At 65.2% G+C, this 20,654-nt stretch carries 18 protein-coding genes; 16 read left to right on the top strand and 2 right to left on the bottom strand.

The features are described 5' to 3' along the window. Positions 1–63 precede the first annotated feature (63 nt). The 12 genes from ychF to P4L93_03485 all read left to right on the top strand — a co-directional run bounded on the left by ychF (position 64) and on the right by P4L93_03485 (position 14,114). Positions 64–1,128, top strand: a complete 1,065-nt coding sequence (gene ychF, locus P4L93_03540; protein MDR3686018.1) for a redox-regulated ATPase YchF — start codon at positions 64–66, stop codon at positions 1,126–1,128. Positions 1,129–1,452: 324 nt separating this feature from the next. After that, positions 1,453–2,625 (top strand): GuaB3 family IMP dehydrogenase-related protein, encoded by a 1,173-nt coding sequence (locus P4L93_03535; GenBank protein ID MDR3686017.1) that lies wholly within the window; start codon positions 1,453–1,455, stop codon positions 2,623–2,625. After that, complete coding sequence (guaA, locus tag P4L93_03530) at positions 2,625–4,181, top strand: glutamine-hydrolyzing GMP synthase (GenBank protein ID MDR3686016.1); 1,557 nt, start codon at positions 2,625–2,627, stop codon at positions 4,179–4,181. Before P4L93_03535 ends, guaA begins: the two co-directional genes overlap by 1 nt. A gap of 180 nt (positions 4,182–4,361) precedes the next feature. Next, positions 4,362–4,910, top strand: a complete 549-nt coding sequence (locus tag P4L93_03525; protein MDR3686015.1) for a hypothetical protein — start codon at positions 4,362–4,364, stop codon at positions 4,908–4,910. A gap of 105 nt (positions 4,911–5,015) precedes the next feature. After that, entirely contained in the window at positions 5,016–6,293 is a 1,278-nt protein-coding gene (locus tag P4L93_03520; GenBank protein MDR3686014.1) for a D-alanyl-D-alanine carboxypeptidase, read from the top strand. Positions 6,294–6,388: 95 nt separating this feature from the next. Continuing rightward, entirely contained in the window at positions 6,389–6,670 is a 282-nt protein-coding gene (locus P4L93_03515) for a chorismate mutase (GenBank protein MDR3686013.1), read from the top strand. Next, positions 6,670–7,467, top strand: a complete 798-nt coding sequence (aroF, locus tag P4L93_03510; GenBank protein ID MDR3686012.1) for a 3-deoxy-7-phosphoheptulonate synthase — start codon at positions 6,670–6,672, stop codon at positions 7,465–7,467. The genes P4L93_03515 and aroF overlap by 1 nt, the downstream gene beginning before the upstream one ends. A 554-nt stretch (positions 7,468–8,021) precedes the next feature. Continuing rightward, positions 8,022–8,147, top strand: a complete 126-nt coding sequence (locus P4L93_03505) for a hypothetical protein (protein MDR3686011.1) — start codon at positions 8,022–8,024, stop codon at positions 8,145–8,147. A 13-nt stretch (positions 8,148–8,160) separates the two neighbouring features. Next, complete coding sequence (locus P4L93_03500) at positions 8,161–9,405, top strand: family 1 glycosylhydrolase (GenBank protein ID MDR3686010.1); 1,245 nt, start codon at positions 8,161–8,163, stop codon at positions 9,403–9,405. Between the two features lie 40 nt (positions 9,406–9,445). After that, on the top strand, positions 9,446–11,713 hold the full coding sequence (locus P4L93_03495; GenBank protein ID MDR3686009.1) for a UvrD-helicase domain-containing protein: 2,268 nt from the start codon (positions 9,446–9,448) through the stop codon (positions 11,711–11,713). Between the two features lie 65 nt (positions 11,714–11,778). Continuing rightward, positions 11,779–13,404: a putative manganese-dependent inorganic diphosphatase gene (locus P4L93_03490; GenBank protein ID MDR3686008.1), complete on the top strand. Its 1,626-nt coding sequence runs from the start codon at positions 11,779–11,781 to the stop codon at positions 13,402–13,404. A gap of 8 nt (positions 13,405–13,412) precedes the next feature. Then, complete coding sequence (locus P4L93_03485) at positions 13,413–14,114, top strand: phosphatase PAP2 family protein (GenBank protein MDR3686007.1); 702 nt, start codon at positions 13,413–13,415, stop codon at positions 14,112–14,114. Here the strand turns inward: P4L93_03485 and P4L93_03480 are convergent. Together P4L93_03480 and P4L93_03475 are read right to left on the bottom strand one after the other, a co-directional pair. Continuing rightward, positions 14,111–15,871, bottom strand: coding sequence for an ATP-binding protein (locus P4L93_03480; GenBank protein MDR3686006.1), 1,761 nt, complete (start codon positions 15,869–15,871; stop codon positions 14,111–14,113). The two genes, P4L93_03485 and P4L93_03480, sit on opposite strands and share 4 nt — an antisense overlap. Further along, entirely contained in the window at positions 15,868–16,590 is a 723-nt protein-coding gene (locus P4L93_03475; protein ID MDR3686005.1) for a response regulator transcription factor, read from the bottom strand. The genes P4L93_03480 and P4L93_03475 overlap by 4 nt, the downstream gene beginning before the upstream one ends. Positions 16,591–16,824: 234 nt before the next feature. On the opposite strand from P4L93_03475, the gene pstS reads away from it, so the two are divergent. The 4 genes from pstS to pstB form a co-directional block, all read left to right on the top strand. Continuing rightward, positions 16,825–17,931, top strand: a complete 1,107-nt coding sequence (gene pstS / locus P4L93_03470; GenBank protein MDR3686004.1) for a phosphate ABC transporter substrate-binding protein PstS — start codon at positions 16,825–16,827, stop codon at positions 17,929–17,931. Positions 17,932–18,033: 102 nt separating this feature from the next. Further along, complete coding sequence (gene pstC, locus P4L93_03465) at positions 18,034–19,005, top strand: phosphate ABC transporter permease subunit PstC (protein ID MDR3686003.1); 972 nt, start codon at positions 18,034–18,036, stop codon at positions 19,003–19,005. After that, a complete protein-coding gene (pstA, locus tag P4L93_03460; protein MDR3686002.1) occupies positions 19,002–19,883 on the top strand; it encodes a phosphate ABC transporter permease PstA in 882 nt (293 codons plus the stop codon). The genes pstC and pstA overlap by 4 nt, the downstream gene beginning before the upstream one ends. Then, a partial coding sequence (gene pstB, locus P4L93_03455) for a phosphate ABC transporter ATP-binding protein PstB (protein ID MDR3686001.1) occupies positions 19,880–20,654 on the top strand: 775 nt, incomplete at its 3' end. The genes pstA and pstB, both read left to right, overlap by 4 nt.

Raw genomic sequence — 20,654 nt, 5'->3', positions numbered from 1 at the left:
ACGATACCCGCTGCCTGACGGGCGCCTCGGCGTCCATGCACCCTTGATGAGTAGGAGCTCTCTGTGTCGCTTTCGCTCGGTATCGTCGGCCTGCCCAACGTGGGCAAGTCCACGCTCTTCACTGCGCTGACTCGCAAGGCCGCCGTTGCTGCGAACTACCCGTTCGCGACGATCGAGCCCAACGTCGGCCTCGTGACCGTGCCCGACTCGCGCCTCGATGCGCTCGCCGAGATCGTCAGCCCGCAGCGCATCATGCCGGCCGTCGTCGAGTTTGTAGACATCGCAGGACTGGTCAAGGGCGCGAGCGAGGGCGAGGGTCTCGGCAACCAGTTCCTCGCCAACATCCGCGAGACCGACGCGATCTGCGAGGTCGTTCGCTACTTCACCGACGAGGACATCATCCACGTCGAGGGCAAGGTGAACCCGGAAAGCGACGTCGAGACGATTCGCACCGAGCTGGTGCTCGCCGACCTCGGCACGCTGGAGCGTGCAACTCCGCGCATCGAGAAGGAAGCCAAGGGCAGCAAGACGGCTGTCGAGAAGCTTGCGGTCATGAAGCGCCTCGCCGAGTGGATGGATCAGGGCCACCGCGCCAGCAAGATGGAGATGACTCCCGAGGAGCGCGATCTGGTCTACGACCTCCACCTGCTCACCATGAAGCCGATGCTCTACGTGGCCAACGTCGACGAGTCACAGGTCGCCGAGACGTTCGCACCTATCGACGGTGTGGTCCCCATCCCGATCTGCGCCAAGGTCGAGGCCGACTTGGCCGAGCTCGAGCCAGAGGAAGCCGTCGAGTACCTCGCCGAGATCGGCCTGTCCGAGCCCGGCCTCAACACCCTGATCCGCGAGGCCTACAAGCTGCTCGGACTTCAGAGCTACTTCACGGCAGGCGAGCTAGAGGTTCGCGCGTGGACGGTACCCGTGGGTGCCAAGGCGCCGCAAGCAGCGGGTGTCATCCACACCGACTTCGAGCGCGGGTTCATCAAGGCCGAGGTCATCGGCTACGAGGACTACGTGACGCTGCGCGGCGAGAAGGGTGCCAAGGAGGCCGGTCGCATGCGCCTCGAGGGCAAGGAGTACGTCATGCAGGACGGCGACGTAGTTCACTTCAAGTTCAACGTGTAGCGATGTCGCGCGGAATCGGCTCTTGGTTGCGGCGCAGGTCAGGGCGGCACGGGATGCTTTCTTCGTGCGATTCCATGCACAATTCGCGCTTTGCGGTTCACTAACCGTCCTCACTACTCTAGAATGTCGACACCGGAGCGCGTGTTAGACGCAACCGGGCCTGCGGGCCATATGCAGCACTGAGTCGGACCAGGCAGCTCGCGCAGATTTCGTGCGATGTGAGCCTGGCCTTTTCGTATCCTGACAGGCCCCACAGCCGCTCTGGCGCACTTCGTTAACCGCCGCCCCGCGGGGCGTGAGACCTTTCGAGGAGGACTCGGCAGCATGGAGATCGAGATCGGACGTGGCAAGACCGCTCGGCAGGCCTATGGATTCGACGACATCGCGATCGTCCCGTCTCGGCGCACGCGCGACCCGCGCGACGTCGATGTCAGCTGGACGTTCGCCTTCAACGGACGCGAGTACAGCTTCCCACTCCCGGTGCTCGCCTCGGCGATGGACGGTGTTGTCGACCCCGCCTCGGCCATCGCGCTGGGCAAGCTCGGCGGTCTGGCGGTCCTGAACCTCGAAGGCATCCAGACCCGCTACGAGGATCCCAACCCGCATCTCGACGCCATCGCCTCGTTCGACAACGAGTGCGCTACGGCCAACATGCAGGAGATCTACACCGAGCCGGTTAAGCCCGAGCTCATCACCCAGCGCATCAAGGAGATCAAGGCCGGTGGTGTTCTTGCGGCCGCATCGCTGACCCCGCAGAACTGCGAGCGCTACCTCGAGGCCGCGCTTGCCGGCGGACTCGACATTCTCGTCATCCAAGGTACGGTCGTCTCGGCCGAGCACGTCAGCAGCTACGACAAGCCGCTCGACCTCGGCGCGTTCGTGTCAAGCCTCGACATCCCGACCATCATCGGCGGCTGCTGCAGCTACCAGGGCGCGCTGCACCTGATGCGCGCCGGTGCTGTCGGCGTGCTGGTGGGCGTCGGTCCGGGCCACGCATGCACGTCGCGTCGCGTGCTGGGCATCGGCGTTCCCCAGGCCACCGCCATCGCTGACGCTGCGGCCGCACGCACTCGCTACCTCGAAGAGACCGGCAAGTACGCCCACATCATCGCCGATGGTGGCATGCGCACCGGTGGCGACCTGGCCAAGGCCGTCGCATGCGGCGCCGACGCCGTCATGATCGGCTCGCCGCTCGCCCGTGCTGCCGAGGCCCCCGGGCGCGGCTTCCACTGGGGCATGGCTACCTTCCACGCCGACCTCCCGCGCGGCACCCGCGTCAAGGGCGGCATCGCCGGCACGCTTGAGGAGATTCTGCTCGGCCCGGCGCACCAGAACGACGGTACGCTGAACCTGGTCGGCGGCCTGCGCACCTCTATGGCCACCACTGGCTACGAGAACCTCAAGAGCTTCCAGAAGGCCGAGGTCATGGTCGCCCCGTCGCTCCAGACCGAAGGCAAGACGTTGCAGCAGTCTCAGGGCGTAGGGATGGGCCGCTAGTGCCCGGCACCGCGCAGCACGAGAGCCAGCCGACGGTCTTCGTTCTGGACTTCGGCGCACAGTACGCGCAGCTCATCGCGCGACGCGTGCGCGAGGCCCGGGTCTACAGCGAGATCGTCCCGTTCGACATAGCAGCCGAGGAAGTCGAGCGCCGCGCACCTGCGGCGCTCATCCTTTCTGGCGGCCCCGCGAGCGTGTATGCCGAGGGCGCACCGCACATGGACCCGCGCGTGCTGGAGCTGGGCATCCCGATTCTGGGTTTTTGCTACGGTATCCAGGAGATGGCGCTAGCGCTGGGTGGCAACATCCCCAAGACCGACATCGGCGAGTACGGATTCGCCGAGCTTTCCGTGCTCGACGCCTCGTGCGAGCTGCTCGAAGGCGTCCCGGCAACTTCGCAGGTGTGGATGAGTCACCGCGACAGCGTCGGCACCGTGCCGGAAGGCTTCAGCGTCACGGCGCGCACCATCACGACCGAGGTCGCCGCTATGGAGGATGCCGGGCGCAAGCTCTTCGCGACGCAGTTCCACCCTGAGGTCGCGCATACCGAGTACGGCCAGCACATCATCCGCCACTTCCTGCACGACATCGTGGGAATCCTGCCGACGTGGACGATGGTCAACATCATCGACGACGCGGTCGAGACCATCCGCGCCAAGGTGGGCGACGCTCGCGTCATCTGCGGGCTGTCCGGCGGCGTCGACTCAAGCGTGGTCGCCGCGCTCCTGCATCGAGCAATCGGCGACCAGCTCACGTGCGTCTTCGTCGACCACGGCATGCTGCGCCTCGACGAGGCAGCTCAGGTCGTCCACACGTTCCGCGACACGTTCAAGATCAACCTCGTGCACGTCGACGCCGAGGAGCGCTACCTCTCGCTTCTGGCCGACGTCACCGACCCGGAGCTCAAGCGCCGCATCATCGGTGAGGAGTTCTGGAAGGTCTTCTTCGAAGAGGCCACCACCCTGGAAGGCGTGCGCTTCCTCGCGCAAGGCACGCTCTACCCCGACGTGATTGAGTCGGGCAACAAGACGGCTGCCAAGATCAAGAGCCACCACAACCTCATCCCGTTCCCCGAGGGCGTGCACTTCGACCTGATCGAGCCGCTTCGCGCCCTGTTCAAGGACGAGGTCCGTGCCGTCGGCAGCGAGCTTGGCCTGCCCGATGAGATCGTCCACCGGCAGCCCTTCCCGGGCCCCGGCCTGGCCGTCCGCATCATCGGCTCGATCACGCGGGAGAAGCTCGAGCTGCTTCGCGCGGCCGACGCAATCGTGCGCGAGGAGATTGGCGCCTGGGACGAGAACCGCGAAGTCTGGCAGTACTTCGCTGTGCTACCGGACATCCGTTCGGTGGGCGTCATGGGCGACGAGCGCACGTACGGCCACCCCATCATCATTCGCGCGGTGGCAAGTGCAGATGCGATGACCGCAGACTGGGCGCGTCTGCCGCACGACCTGCTCGCCAAGATGAGCAACCGCATCATCAACGAGGTCGACGGAATCAATCGGGTCGCCTACGACATCACGAGCAAGCCCCCGGGTACGATTGAGTGGGAGTAGCGCTCGCAACCGCATAGCACGTTCCGAACGCCGGCCAGGGGAGAGGGTCGGCGTTCGTGTTTGTGCGTGAGAACTCCCACAGAGTGCTCTCACGCTCGGCACATGCGAACTGCCGAGAATAACGGGTGACAAGCAAGGCGACCTGTTGGTCGCCATCGCCTATCGGAAGGATTGCTTCCCATGCGCAAGCATCTCGGTAAGAAACTGATCGCCGTTGTCGCAGCCGTTGTCGTTGTCGGCGCCCTGGCAGCCGGGGTGGCATTCGCCGCTCCCGTCCTTCAGCCCGGCCAGACCAGTGCGCCCGGCATGAGCGGAACCTGTACCGATTGCCACACGTACGCCAAGGCGACGTCCATAACTGCACCCGTCGCCACACCGGTGCTGTTCTCGCGCCCGTTCGTCAAGAACGCAAAGATCAAGCGCGGTCGCACGTTCAAGGTCACGGGTTACATCGATCCGTCGCTGAGCACCAGCGCGACCGTCGCCACTGTCACCGTGAGCGTCGACCGGCGTAACTCGCGCGGTAGGTGGGTTGCAGCTCCGAGCTACAACCAGAGCGCCACCGTGTCGGCGACCGGCAAATATGCCGGCAAGTTGAACTACGTCGCCAGTATCAAGATCGGGCGTCTCGGCAAGTACCGTCTGCGCGCCAAGCTGGTCTACCTTGATGCGAGCAGCACCTCGCAGGTCAAGTGGTCCAAGCCCACGAACGTGGTCGTCAAGAGGTAACTGGACTCAACAGAACGAACTCGGGAGGCGGACCACACAGTGGCCCGCCTCCTCGTCTTGGCTACCGAACCGCTCTGGTGTGCGAGCGCGCGGGCACAATCCCACATGGCCTCTCCACACGTCGGCTTGCGTCGCAGTGTATCCTCTGGTCACAGGATTGGAGCCACTCTGAACGCGAACGCTATCGCGCGGCGCTTCGCCGCATTCGCCATAACCCTTTCTCTGGCCGCCGGTGTGCTCGGCGTTCCGGCGACGGCGCTTGCGGCCAAGTCATCGGGGCCGAGCCTGTATGTGCCCGAGGCCTCGGTGATGACGATGGATGGCGTGGTCTTGTGGTCGCGCAACGCCGACAAGCCTCGGCGCATCGCAAGCTGCACCAAGATGCTCACGGCCTTGGTCGTTCGCGACCGCACCAATCTCGACGACGTGATCACCGTCTCCCAGAAGGCTGCGTCGGTCGACGACGGGGCTGTCGGACTAGTGGCGGGCCAGAAGTACACCGTGCGCCAGCTCCTGGGAGTCATGCTCGTTCACTCGGCCAACGGCGCCGCCGAGGCCCTTGCCTCGGGCATCGGCGGGAACGAGAAGCGCTTCGTCGCGATGATGAACGCCAAGGCCAAGGCGTTGGGGCTGAAGCATACGCGTGCGATGGACCCGCATGGCCTTAGTCCCAAAGGCTACTCGACCGCTAATGACCTTTCCGTCATCGCGCGTCGGCTCATGGCCGACCCGCAGCTGCGCGCGATCGTGGGACAGACGCATGCGAGCCTCCCGCGAGGCAAGAGCGGCTGGGCGACGTTCCCCACCACCGACCGACTGCTTGGCACCTACTCCGGCACGGAGGGAATCAAGACCGGCTACACGGACCCCGCCGGCTACTGCTTCGTTGGAGCGTTCAAGCGCAACGGCGTCGAGCTGCTCGGTGTGGTGCTCGGCGCCGAGGCTCCCAATGATCGCTTCACTCAAATGACCAGGATGGTGGAGTGGGGCTTCTCGCATGTGGTTGTGCGCAATGTCGTCTCGACCGATGCGACCATGGGCGTTGTCGACGTCTCAGGTGGAACATCCTCGAGCGTGACGGTGCATGCAAGACGACCACTGGCGATGACGGTCTCTAGCAGTGGTGGCTCCACCACCACGCAGGTGTCGCTCCTGCCGACCGTGAGCGCGCCCGTGCAGGCAGGCCAGACGCTCGGAGCGCTGCAGGTCACCAGCGGCGGCTCGATTGTCGCCAGCGTGCCGCTGGTTGCTGACGAGTCGATCGCCGTTCCACCGCCAGCGCCGGTCGCTACACCGCGCAGCGCGTCCGCCGTCGCCTCGCCCTCGATATGGCAGCGCATCTCCGGCGTCATGGCCGGGCTCGGGCGGATGCTCGGCATCTAGCGACGCTCGTGGCTGCCATATGCAACGAATATCGCTACAATGCGTGAACCGTAAGTGCCGCGGATGGGTGGCACGATTATGCAAGGGGGCACGTCATGACCGACCCGAACCTCGACGCCCAAAGCCAGATAGGCGAGATTCGCGAGCGCATCGACGCAATCGACTGTCAGCTGGTCGAGCTGCTCAACGAGCGCGCCCAGTGTTCGCTCGATATCCGTGTGCTCAAGCCGCAGGCGCGCCAGGGTCTTTACGATCCCAAGCGCGAAGAGGAGATCTTCACCAACGTTGCTAAGTGCAACCGTGGTCCGCTCTACGGCGACGACCTTCGCGAGATCTACGAGGCCATCCTGCACGTCTCCAAGGAGATGAGGGGCTGATGGCCGAGCAGAACGCGCCTGCGATTGGCGCCGTCACCCGCGACGGTGGCATGACCATCATCGCCGGGCCGTGCTCGGTTGAGAGCCGTGAGCAGATGCACGAGGTCGCGGCGTGCCTGTCCGAGCTCGGCATCAAGGTCATGCGCGGTGGCGCCTACAAGCCGCGTACGTCGCCGTTCTCGTTCCAAGGTCTGGAGGAGAAGGGCCTCGAGCTGCTGCGCGAGGCCGCCGACGCCTACGGCCTGCTGGTCGTCACGGAGGTCACCGACTCCGCCCACGCCGAGAAGGTCGCCGAGTATGCCGACATGCTGCAGGTCGGCACGCGCAACATGGCCAACTTCAGCATGCTGAAGAAGATCGGGCAGGTGACGGCCGAGAGCGGAATGCCTGTCGTATTCAAGCGAGGCATGGCCGCCACGATTGAGGAGTGGCTGCAGGCCACCAACTACATCACGATGTTCGGCAACGAGAACGTGATTCTGTGCGAGCGCGGCATCCGCACGTTCGAGACCGCCTACCGTTTCACGCTCGACATCACCGCCGTGCCGGTGGTCAAGAAGCTCTCGCTGCTTCCCATCATCGTCGACGTGTCGCATCCCGCCGGTCAGGTCGACCTCGTTCCCGCGCTCTCTCGCGCGGCCGTGGCGGTCGGCGCGGACGGCATCATGGTCGAGGTGCACCCCAACCCGCGCGAGGCGCTGTGCGATGGCCCGCAGTCGCTGGATCTCGACCAGTTCGCGGCCCTGGTGACCGACCTGCGCAAGGTTGCCTCGGCGGTGGACACCGAGATCCGCTAGCGTTTGCGGCCGCGCGAGCCAAGCAGCAGGACACACACGAACCATTGTCGATGTGTCGCGGCGGTCAAGCGCGCGCTGCAGCGAGCCGATACCAGTCTTGGATCGCGTTGAGCGCGACTCTCCCGCGCGCTCACTGAGAAGTCCTGCGGCACCCGAAGGGGCACGAGCTCACGTAGAAGTTCTCCCGCGGTTTGCTAGAGCTCTGCGGTTGTACAAGCCATGCATGTCCTGCCCCGCCTAGGGTAGAGTCTCCGACGCTTCGGCCATCCGGCCGGAGCGTCGGTGCGTTTGCCAGTTACCACATATTGGGAACTATTGAGGCATAGCGACTTAGGCGGTCGGCCTGGTGCGTAACGTGGCAGGAGCGGCCGTGAACTTGGCGAAGATTAACCACTAGGTAAGCAGCTGCCAACCGGCGTGGCGGCGCCATGATCGCGGTGGAGGGTGGGGTACTCGGCATCGCGTAGGGGTGATACGTGGCTCAGGACGGACTCTTCGGGAACGGATGCCCGCATTGCGGGTCTGTCGGCGCGCGACGCCTTGGGGAGTGCAGCGTGTGCTCCAAGAGCGTCTGCGATCAGTGCGGCAGCATGCAGGTCTCGGCAGGCATGCGAAAGCCCGTTCACCGCGAGTGCCTCAAGAAGGCCGGGCACTTCAAGATGATCAAGTTCGCCCCCTAGCGCCGGTGCGCGCATGGACGACCTCGTCTTTCCCGCAGGTTTCCTCTGGGGTGCCAGCACTTCGGCACACCAGATCGAAGGCGGGAACATACACTCGGACTGGTGGGCCTGGGAGCAGGCCGGTCGCGTTGCCGAGAAGTCCGGACGCGCGTGCGACTCGTGGAACCGCTGGCGCGAGGACCTCGACCTCGCAGCCTCTCTGGGCCTGTCGGTCTTCCGGATCTCGGTCGAGTGGGCGCGCATAGAGCCAGAGCCGGGTCACTTCGACATCGACGTTCTGGCTCACTACGCCGAGGTGCTCCGCGGGATACACGAACGCGGAATGCTGAGCATGGTTGTGCTCTGGCACTTCACCCACCCAGAGTGGTTCTCCCAAGGCGGTGCTCCATGGCTGCGCCCCGACGCCGCGACCGCGTTCGGCCGCTACGCCCGCCGAGTCGCCGAGGCGATGGGCGAACACGTCGACCTGTGGGCGACGCTGAACGAGGCCAACACCTGCGTCGAGCATGCGTTCGTCACTGGCGACTGGCCTCCCGGCCGCACTGGCGACTACGTGACCGCCTACCGCTCCTACCGAGGCCTTGCCGCCGCCCACCACGCGGCTCGCGGCGCGATACGCGACGTGCTCGGGCCGCAGACGTCAGTCGGCCTGACGCACGTGATGCCGTGGGCTCATCCGGCCGCTGGCAGCTGGGGCTCGGGCCTGCGTCGGCGCTTGTACCACTGGGAGGGTGCGCACGCTTTCTTGAGTCTGGTGGGAAGCGACCTGGACTGGCTCGGCGTGCAGTACTACTACGACGCGCCGATGACGCTTGCGGGCATCGATGATGATGACGGCGATCCGCCGCGCACGGACATGGGTTGGCGCATCTACCCGCAGGGCCTTCATGGCGTGCTGCACGAAGCATGGACGCGCTACCGTGTGCCCATGATCGTGACCGAGAACGGGTTGGCCGATGCGGCCGATGTCCAGCGCGGCCGCTTCCTGCTCGACCATATTGCCTGGACGCACCGGGCCATCGAGGAGGGCGTCCCGGTGCTCGGCTACCTACACTGGTCGCTCATCGACAACTTCGAATGGGCGCACGGTTTTGGCCCGCGCTTCGGCCTGGCCGAGGTCGACCACGACACGTTTGTGCGGACGCCTCGGCCGAGTGCGGCGCTCTACGCGCAGATTGCGCGCGGCAACCGCGTGACACCCGCGATGGGGGCCGGTCTGACCTACGCCGACGGCACGTCGACTCTCGGTCCCCGATAGCGCCCCGCGGGCCGCTTTGGGGTGGTAAACTGCCGTTCCTATGGCTATCGATCTCTCCTCACTCAACCCCGCGCAGCACGACGCCGTGATCACCACCGAGGGTCCGCTTCTGGTCCTCGCTGGGGCCGGCTCGGGCAAAACGCGCGTGCTCACGTTCCGCATCGCGCACCTCATCGGCGACCTCGGGGTCAGCCCGCACGAGATACTGGCCATCACGTTTACCAACAAGGCCGCTGCCGAGATGCGCGAGCGCCTGACCAAGCAGCTGCTTGACTATGGCTACAGCGCGCACGGCATGTGGGTGCTGACGTTTCACGCGATGTGCGTGCGCATGCTGCGAGCCGACGCCGAACTGCTCGGCTTCACGCGCAACTTCACCATCTACGACTCCGACGACTCCAAGCGCATGTTCAAGGACGTCATGCGCGAACTCGACATCGACGACAAGGTCTACCCGCTCAACGGCGTGATCCACCGGATCTCGACGGCGAAGAACGAGATGATCACGCCGCTCGAGTTCGCCGCCAAGGCGGTCGCGCCGATGGACAAGAAGGCCGCCGAGGTCTTCGCGCGATACCAGCAGCGCCTTCTCTCCGCCAACGCGATGGACTTCGACGACCTGCTCGTCAACGCCCACACCCTGCTCGCCGAGAACCCGTCGGTGCTCGCGAGCTACCAGCGCAGGTTCCACTACATCAGCGTGGACGAGTACCAGGACACCAACCACGCGCAGTACCGCATCACCAACCTGCTGGCCGCCGCGCACCACAACCTGATGGTCGTGGGCGACGACGACCAGTCGATCTACTCCTGGCGTGGCGCCGACCTGCGCAACATCCTGGACTTCGAGGCCGACTATCCCGAGGCGTGCGTGGTCAAGCTCGAGCAGAACTACCGCTCGACGGCGCGCATCCTGGCCGCGGCCAACGCGGTGGTCGCCAACAATCCCAACCGCAAGCCCAAGACGCTGTTCACAGCTAATGCCGAGGGCGAGAAGATCTCGAGCTACCTGGCCAGCGACGAGCGTGACGAGGCCCGTTTCATCTCGGCAGAGATCGAAAAGCTGCTGCGAAGCGAGGATCGGCGCTACACCGACTTCGCCGTCTTCTACCGCACCAACGCCCAGTCGCGACAGCTCGAAGATGCATTGCTTCGCGCGGGCGTCCCGTACCGGATCGTCGGAGGCACGCGCTTCTTCGACCGCATGGAGATCCGCGACGTCATGGGCTACCTCAAGGCTGTCGTCAATCCCTGCGACGTGATTAGCCTCAAGCGCATCATCAACACTCCCAAACGCAGCATCGGCGGCACGACGGTTGAGCGCGTCGAAGCTGTCGCTAACCAGAGCGACATCACCTTCGAGGAGGCGCTACGCCTCGCCGTGGAAGACGATCAGCACCGCGCGGGGGCTCGGACCGCCATCGCTGGTTTCCTGGCCCTGATGGACGAGCTGCGCGCGATGTCGGGCGACCTGCGCGACGTCGTCGAGATGATCGTCGCAAAGAGCGGCCTCATCGAGGCACTCGAGGCCGAGCGCACCGATGAGGCGACGGGACGGGCCGACAACATCCGCGAGTTCTTCGGCGTGGTTGCCGAGTTCGCCGAGAACCACGACGCGCCCGACCTGCCGGCCTTTATGGAGTGGCTCGCGTTGCGCACCGACCTGGACACGCTTGCCGAGGACGACGAGTACGTCACGCTCATGACCGTGCACACGGCAAAGGGCCTCGAGTACCCGGTGGTGTTCGTTGCGGGTCTCGAGGAGTCGATCTTTCCGCACGCCAACTCGATCTTTGACTCGGACGGCAAGGGGCTTGAGGAGGAGCGGCGCCTCGCGTACGTCGCGATCACCCGAGCTCGCGAGCGGCTCTACCTGACGCACGCAGCATCGCGCTGGATCTACGGCACGACGCAGCACAACCCGCCTTCGCGCTTCATCGGCGAGATTCCCGCCGAGCATGTCTCGGCGTCGGGTGTTGGGTCGATGGGGGTCAGCGGCTCGGGCTTCGAGAAGCGCGGCGACCGCAACGGCAGCTTCGGCCATGGCACGGGTGTCGGCGGCCGCGTCTTCGGCGGAGGTGCGCCGGCGCTCACCGGGACCGGCTTCGGCAGTGGTGCCACACGCGGCGCGGAGCCCAAGAAGGCGACCGAGACGTTCGCCGTCGGCGACGCTGTCGACCACAAGGCGTTCGGCCGCGGGCGCGTGGTCAGCGTGAAGGGCGACGCGCTCGAGATCCGCTTCGACCGCACCGGCGAGACCAAGAAGCTGCTGGTCGGGTACGCTCCCATCGTGAAGATCAAGAGCTAGCCGCGCTGGTTTCTCGGCTGTTCTGGCGCGTCGCACCGCAACCGTTCGCTGACCTCGGAGGACCAATGGGCCCCATCCTCGTCTTCGGCCACAAGAACCCCGACAACGACTCGATCTCCTCGGCGGTCGCCTATGCGCACCTCAAGAACCTCGTCGATCCCGGAAACGTCTACGTTCCGGCTCGGCTCGGCCCGGTGCCTAAGGAGACCCGCTGGGTCTTCGAGCGCTTCGGCGTGCAGCTGCCCGAGGAGATCGCCCACGTCCGTACGCGGGTGCGCGACGTCATGACTGAAGGCCCTATCGTCGTCTCCGCCGAGGAGCCCATGCTCGTCGCAGGGCGTCTCATGCGCGAGCACGGAGTTCGCGGGCTGCCTGTGGTCGACATCGCGGGGCACGCCGTGGGGCTCGTCAGCGAGCGCGTGCTTGCCGAGCGCTACCTCGACGAGACAGAGCTGGCTGGCTTCCAGCGTCAGCCAGTGACCGTCGACCGCCTCGTTCGCGCACTCGACGCGACGCTCGTGACCGGCGACCCGGAGGCGACCATCTCCGGCGACGTGCTGGTTGGCGCCGCCGAGCCGGCGACGGTGGCAGCGCGCGTCCGCGACGGAGACACGGTTATCGTCGGCGACAGGCTCCGCACCCAGCCGATGGTGCTCGCCGCCGGCGTCGCCTGCCTGATCTCGACGGGCGGCTTCGTGCCCGCTAGCGACGTCGTCGAACTCGCCAAGCACAGCGGCGCGGCGCTCATCGTCACGCCGCACGATACCTACTCGGCGGCGCGGCTGGTGACGCTCGCGCACGCGGTGGGCGACATCATGGACACCGACGTTCTGGCGGTGGGCCTGGACACATTGCTCTCCGAGGCGGCCGAGGACCTCATCGCCAGTCCGCACCGCGAGGCTGTGGTCACCGACGAGCACGGGCGCGTCGTGGGCATGCTGACGCGCACCGACGTGGCCCGGGGCGCGCGCCGCCGCGTAGCGCTTGTGGACCACAACGAGGCTGCACAGTCGGCCGTGGGTATCGAGGACGCCGCCGTGGTCGAGATCGTCGATCACCACCGTGTCGGCGACATCCAAAGCGCGGGCCCGATCCTCTTCTTGAACCTGCCGCTCGGCTCGACTGCGACGATCATCGCCACGCGCTTCCAAGAGCTGGGCGTCGAGATTCCCGAGTCGATCGCCGGCATCCTGCTCGGCGCGGTGCTCACCGACACGGTGCTGCTCAAGTCGCCCACGACCACGCCGGTTGATCGGCGTATCGCGTCAGACCTCGCGCGTATCATCGGTGTAGAACCACTCGAGTACGGGATGGACGTCTTCCGCTCGCGCTCGGTTGGCGAGACCTTCTCTGCCGAGAAGATCGTGAGCACCGACGCCAAGGAGTTCCGCGTCGGCGAGCTGCGCATGCTCGTCGCGCAGCACGAGACGGTCGATGTGGCGCCGGTGCTCGAGCACGTCGATGAGGTTCGCGCCGCGATGGAGGCGCAGCTGAGCACCCACGGTTACGATGCGGTGGTACTGATGATCACCGACATCGTGCGCGAAGGCAGCGAGATTCTCGCTGTTGGAGCCAGTCGACCGGTCGAGCGCGCATTGGGGATTTCGCTCGCGACAGGCTCGGCTTGGATGCCGGGTGTACTGTCGCGCAAGAAGCAGATCGCAGCTCGGCTCGTCGACGCAGCAGGATAGGGGAGCGAGTGGCAACACCGGGCAGGGGCACGGGGCTGTGGAGGCGCGATCCGCGCTCGGGCTGGATTGTGGTCGCGTTCGGGGCACTTGCGATGCTGGCGCTGGTGACACTACTGGCGATGTCGTGGCGCGCCTTCTTGCCGCTGGACTCCGCGATCTCGGCGGCGATCCGCTCGACGCGCAACCCGTTCTTGGACCGGGCTGCAGGCTGGGCCACCTTCCTGGGAAGTCTCGAGTTCGTGCTGCCGGCCTCGTTGATTCTGGCAGCGTGGATGATCCGGCGCCGTAACTGGGCCGGCGTCGTCTACATCTTCATGACGGTGGCCGTCGGCTGGTGTCTAGGCAACTACGTGCTCAAGAACATGATTCGCCGGCCGCGTCCGGTGGGCGTGAACATCACGCCGATGCTCTACGACTACTCGATGCCGAGCTCCCATACTCTCGCTGCGTTTCTACTGTTCGCGACGTTTTGCGTGCTCGTGATGCTCAACGTCCCGACCGGCCGTCACGTGAAGCGGTGGATCGCGATCGCTTCGACGCTGATCATCCTCGCGGTGGGGTTCTCGCGTGTGTACCTGGGCGTGCACTGGTTTGGCGACGTAGTGGGCTCGTGCCTCTTCGGCGGGGCGTGGTGGCTGTTCACGACGGCCTGCTACTTCGGCGCGGTGACCGAGGAGCGACGAGCGACCCCGCGCATCTCGGGCGGCTAGTGCGCCCTCGGCATCGTGAGCGTGAACGTGGTGCCCGCGCCGGGCTCTGAGGCCACCGTCACCGAGCCGCCACTGCGCTCCACGACGTGGCGCACGAGCGCGAGGCCAAGGCCGGTGCCGCCGCTCTCGCGGCTGCGCGCACGGTCCACTCGGTAGAAGCGCTCGAAGATGCGGCCGAGGTGTTCCGGTGCGATGCCAGGCCCCGTGTCCGTCACCTTGATGCGGACGCTGTGCTCGCTGGCCCTCACGGTCACCGACACGGAGCCCTGCTCGGTATAGGCGATGGCGTTGTCCAGCAGGTTATCCAGAGCGATGGCCACGTCGGTTGGCTCGGCGGCCATGAACACGTCGACGCCTCGAATCGCCGAGAGGTCCAGATTCAGCGCAAGTCCGTGGCGTCCCGCAGCTCCCCGGTGTCCGGCGATTGCATTGTCGACCGACAAGCGTACGTCCGTGATCGCATCGGGCGCAGGAGCCGACTCGAGGCGTGACAGGTCGAGCAGGTCGGTGACGAGACGCTTGAGCCGGTACGCCTCGGCCTCGATCTGCCGAGTGAACTCGAGCGACTGCGTGATGTCGCCGTCCTCGGCGGCCGTCTCGGCGGACTCGGCAAGCAGCTGGATGCCGGCGACCGGCGTCTTGAGCTCGTGGCTGGCGTTGGCGACGAAGTCGCGGCGCACGCGCTCGAGCCGTGCGCGGTCGGTGACGTCGGAGACGACGGCCAGCGTCCGGGGGTTCTCGGCATCGGGCTCGATGGGCAGGACGACGAGGCGCAGCGTCGTGCCGAGCGGGTCGGGCTCGAGCTCGGCGGCGTACGGGCGCAGCGTGCCCAAGCGCGAGCAGATCGCTGCGGAGAGCGACGCCGGCAGGCCGACCTCGTCGATGGCACTCTCGCGCCAGCCGCTCCCCGGCACCCTGAACAGGCGGCTGGCGGCGTCGTTGGCAAATCGGATGTGATCGCCCTCGAGGAGGAAGACCGCATCGGACAGCCCGTCGAGTGCCGTTCGCAACGTGCGCTGCTCGGACTCGAGCGCATCGAGACGTGAGCGCATCTGTCGGCGTAGCGTCTCGAGCGAGTGTGCGAGCGCCTGAAGGTCGGTGGGGACGGTGGGGATCTCGGTGGAGAGGTTGCCACCTGCCATGCGCTCGGCTACTACGGAGAGCTCCCGCAGCGGGCGCGATGCAGCGCCGCTTGCCCACGTCGCAACAACCACTGCGATGACGAGCGCTGCAAGCAACAGCGCCAACCCAAGCTGCCGAGACGTGCGGGCGATCGAGTCGATCTCGTTCATCGACTGCGAGACCCGCAGCGCGACTTGCTTGCCGCCCAGCATCGCCGGGACGGCGACGTAGAGTTGCTGGATGCCCTCAGTCGCCGAGGTCCGGCGGTCCGAGGTGACGCGGCCGGCCAGAGCCCCCGCAATCTCCGGGCGGTTCAGGTGGTTCTCCATGGTGGCCGGGTTGTTCTCCGAGTCGGCAAGCACTTTGCCGCTCGTTGCGACGATCGTCACCCGGATGTCGGAGTTCTTCGCCACCTGCTTGGCGACATCGGTCGCCGAGGCGGTGGTCTCGGCAGCGTAGAGCGAGGCCGAGTGCGCCACCGCCGTTAGGTTGCGCTGCTGCTGGCGAAGCGCGGTGTCCTGCAGCGGCCCGTAGAGCGACCAGCCCCACGCCAGGGCGAAGACCGCAGCAACCAGCACGTAGCCAAGGATCAGCCGCGCGCGATACGAGTCAGCGATACGCGAGAAGCGGCTCAACGACGGATGCTCTCCTCGGCGATGATGCTCTTGGTGATGGGTTCGAATCGGTAGCCCATGCCGTGGACGGTATGGATGTACACGTACTGCGATGGGTCTTCGATCGCCTGACGCAATCGACGGATGTGCACGTCGATGGTGCGTGAGGAGGGGAGGTGCTCGTAGCCCCAGACCTCATCGGCCAGTATCTGGCGGGTGGACAGCTGCCCCTGGTGCTCGGCGAGCGCGACGAGCAGCTGGAACTCCTTCAAGCGCAGACGAACCTGCTCGCCCGCGACCGACACCCGGAAGCTCCTGGGCTCGATCACCAGGTCGCCGACTTCCATGATGCGGTCGTCGGCTAGCGTCTCCTTGGCACGAACCCGACGCAGGTTGGCGCGCACGCGGGCGAGCAACTCCTCCATCGAGAACGGCTTGGTGATGTAGTCGTCGGCGCCGGCATCCAGGCCTCGCACCTTGTCGCGCTCCGTGTCGAGCGCCGTGACCATGATGATCGCGGTCTCTTTGTCCTCGGCGCGCAGGCGCTCGGCGATCTCGTAGCCGTCCATTCCAGGCAGCATGAGGTCGAGCAGCACGAGGTCGGGGTGGAGCTTCTCGGCGGCCTCGAGAGCCAGCGCGCCATCGGCGACGGCGTCGACGGAGAAGCCGGCGCGCTTGAGCGAGTACTGAACGGTCTGGCGGATGATCGGGTCGTCTTCGACGACGAGGATCGTTGCCACGTGAGGATCTCCTCGCGACTATGGCCACCGGCAATTCTCGGCGGCTAGGTTCCTTGGCGCGGCCATCATGGCACGCGTGAAACACCTCGGTAAGGGATTTTACAAGGCTTTTACATATGTGTTCCAGAGTTAACTTCCGTGTAACCACCTCATACAGTGCTCGCCCGTAGGATTGCTCGAGACGCACTGACGTCTAGCAACTCAATCCGTTAACAGGGACGAAGGGGAGCTCAAGTGAAGCTCAACAAGTGGATGGCGGTTGCCGCAATCGCGATTCTCGCGATCGGTGCTGTCGGTGTGACCGGGTGCTCGAGCAGCACCACGAACTCCAGCTCTTCCACGGCGCCGACGTTTAACGGCGTCTCGCTAACTGGTGCAGGGGCGACGTTCCCCGGGCCCGTGTACTCGCTCTGGACTCAGAACTTCGTCAAGGTTGAGCCCGGCGCAAAGATCAACTATCAGGCGGTTGGTTCGGGTGGTGGCATCACGCAGTTCACGGCCAAGACGGTCGACTTCGGTGCCACGGACGTGCCGCTGAAGTCCTCCGAGGCCTCGGCCATCACCGATCCCTACATCGAGTTCCCGACTGTTCTTGGCGCCGTCGTCGTGGCCTACAACGTTCCGGGGATCACGAGCCCCCTGAAGCTTGATGGCACGACGGTGGCCAACATCTTCCTCGGCAAAATCAAGAACTGGAACGATCCGGCAATTGCTGCTCAGAACTCCGGCGTGACGTTGCCGAACTTGCCGATACAGGTCGCACACCGTGCGGACTCGTCGGGCACCACAGGCATCTTCACCCAGTGGCTTTCGATGCAAAGCCCCGATTGGAAGACCAAAGTTGGCGCCGGCAAGGCGGTCCAGTGGCCCACCGGCCAAGGCGGCAACGGCAACGCCGGCGTGGCCCAGGCCATGACGCAGACCCAGGGCGCTATCGGCTACCTCGAGCTGCAGTACGCTGCGACAACCACCTTGGGTGTAGCGTCGATTAAGGCTCCCGACGGCACGTACGTCGCGCCGACAGCTGATGGAATCGCCAAGGCAGGCCAGGACCTGTCGTTCCCGATCACCGAGACGACCAACATCTTGGACTCCAAGACGCCCGGCGCCTATCCGATCTCAAGCACCACCTACATCCTGATCTACAAGAGCCAGACCAATCAGGACAAGGCCCAGACGCTTGTGGACTTCTGGACGTGGGCACTGACCAAGGGCCAGGCCCAAGTTGGCAAGCTTAACTACGTGCCGCTGCCGTCCACCATCGCACAGGACTCGATCTCCCAGATTGGCCAGATCACGGCAAACGGAACGGCAGTCAAGGCGTCCGCAAGCGTCCAGTAAACACCGCGCGCCGTTACTCGGTACGCACTCAGACCTACAGGGATGTGACTCTTGCCCAATGATCCACGTCGGGCGAAAGAAGTAGCACCCGCGGAGGCGCCGGTGACCCGGCGCCTCCGCATCGGTGATGGCATCTTCCGTTCCTCATCAGTTGCGGTGTCACTCGCGCTCATCGGTTTGCTCGCCGTCATGCTTGGCGTGCTGCTCTACGCGGCCATGCCAACATTTAGAGCATTCGGCTGGGAGTTCATCACCGGCACCCAGTGGAACCCGGTCACCGATGTCTACGGCGCGCTCCCGTACATCTACGGAACGATTGTGACTTCGACGATCGCGATCGCGTTGGCCCTGCCTGTCTCGATCGGACTGGCGCTCCTGTTGAATGAGGTGCGCTCGGGATGGCTGCGCAACCCACTGACGGTGCTGGTCGACTTGCTAGCGGCGATTCCAAGCGTGGTCTACGGCCTGTGGGGCATCTTCGTGATGGCGCCGTTCCTCAACTCGACGCTCGAGCCGGCCTTGGGCGCGACGCTGGGGAGGTTGCCGCTCATTGGGAACCTTTTCCAGCCGACCCCTTCTGCAGGTAACATGCTCAACGCTGGAATCATCCTTGCGGTCATGGTCATCCCTATCATCACGGCTGTTACTCGCGAGGTCATCGCCATCGTGCCGGGGGATTTGCGCGAAGCCGCACTCGCGATGGGCGCCACGCGCTACGAGGCCATCAAGATGGCGGTCCTGCCGTACGCCCGCAACGGAATCGTGGGCGCGACCATGCTCGGACTGGGACGCGCGCTCGGCGAGACCATTGCCGTGGCGATGCTCATCGGTAACGGGTTGGGTATCAGCGCGTCGTTGCTGGCACCTGGCTATACGATTCCCGCCGTCATCGCTAACGAGTTTCGTGAGGCCACTTCGATCGGGTTGCACCGTTCCGCATTGCTGGCGCTGGCTGTGCTGTTGATGGTCATCGCACTGATCCTTGCAGCCGCATCAAGGATGCTCGTTCGCAATACTGCCGAGAGGTTCTCCGTCAAGCCGTCCGAAGTCTTGACAACGTTGGAGACACCATGAACGAGGCGGTGACATCGCACGGCGTCGTGCGCGAGCGCTCAATGGCGAGCAGGAAGCTCAAGGACCGCATCTTTGGTGCTTCGATGTGGGCTGCCGGCGGGGTCGCGCTCGTGCCTCTGGTACTGATCATCACCTACGTGCTACTCAAGGGCGTACCGGCGCTCAACATGGACTTCTTCACCCAGTCTGCGCCGGCTCCGGGTGTGCCGGGAGGTGGTATCTCGCAGGCCATCGTGGGCTCGGCGATAATCGTCGGAATCGGCATCCTTATATCGGTCCCGCTTGGCATCCTGACGGCGATCTATCTGTCGGAGTATGGGCGCGGCAGGCTTGCGTCGGCGACTCGGTTTGTCGCCGAGATTCTACTGTCGACCCCCTCGATCGTCGCCGGTGCCTTCATCTGGGCGGTCGTGGTGACCGCCATGCACTCGTTCTCGGCGGTGGCTGCCTCGATTGCACTTTCGGTGCTGATGTGGCCCATCATCACTCGTGGCGCCGAGGAGACCTTGCGCCTCGTGCCCGACGACTTGCGCGAAGCGGCGCTGGCGCTCGGGGTCCCGCGGTGGAGGGTGGTCTTGAGCATCGTCCTGCCGACGGCTGCCCCGGGCATCTTCACGGTCGTGATGCTCTCAATCGCCCGCGGCTTGGGCGAGACCGCGCCGGTTCTGCTTACAGCGCTGGGGAACGACTTCATGAACGTCGATCCGACGCAGCCAACCGACGCCGTGCCGTTGAGGATCTACACATACGCTCAATCCGCGATCGTGTCTTGGCACGACTTTGCCTGGGGCGGCGCAATCGTGCTGCTGGTGGTCGTGCTCACACTCTCGATCGGGGCTCGCATACTTTCAGATCGTCAACAGCGGAGGCTTAGGTGACCACGACCCTCACGATTGATGGGCTCAGTGCCTGGTTCGGCTCGGACCAGATTCTGAGCGAAGTGAAGCTGTCCATCCGACCTCAGTCGGTGACCGCCATAATCGGACCGTCTGGCTGCGGCAAGTCCACGCTGCTGCGCTGCATCAACCGGATGCACGAGGAGGTTCGCGGCGCTCGGGTCTCGGGCGGCATCCTGCTTGACGGAAACAACATCTATGCAGCCGATTGCGATCCGGTCGACGTCCGCCGACAGATCGGGATGGTGTTCCAGCGCCCCAATCCGTTCCCGACGATGACCGTGTTTGAGAACGTGGTCGCTGGTCTGAAGCTGCGCGGCCGGTATCCCCGTCCCCTGCTCGAGGAGAAGGCTGAGAAGGCCCTTCGCAGTGCTGGGCTGTGGGACGAGGTCAAGGATCGCCTCGGTCAGCCGGGAGGTCGACTCTCCGGCGGGCAACAGCAGCGGCTGTGCATCGCACGGGCGCTCGCGAACGACCCCGAGGTCCTCCTGATGGACGAGCCCGCGTCGGCCCTCGACCCGATCTCGACCCAGCAGATCGAGGACACCGTGCGGCAGCTCAGGGATACGGTGACTATCGTCATCGTCACGCACAACATGCAACAGGCAGCTCGAATCTCAGACGAGACCGCGTTCATGTTGCGAGAGTTCATGGACCGGCCCTCGGAGATGGTCGAGTTCGGAGATACCAAGCTCATGTTTACGGCTCCACACGACAAGCGCACAGAGGCCTACATCACCGGCCGTTTCGGCT

It is taken from the genome of Coriobacteriia bacterium (assembly GCA_031292615.1).
Classification (GTDB): Bacteria; Actinomycetota; Coriobacteriia; order Anaerosomatales; family JAAXUF01; genus JARLGT01.
Note: the sequence above shows the minus strand (reverse complement) of the source record. Positions and strands in the feature narration are given on the sequence as shown.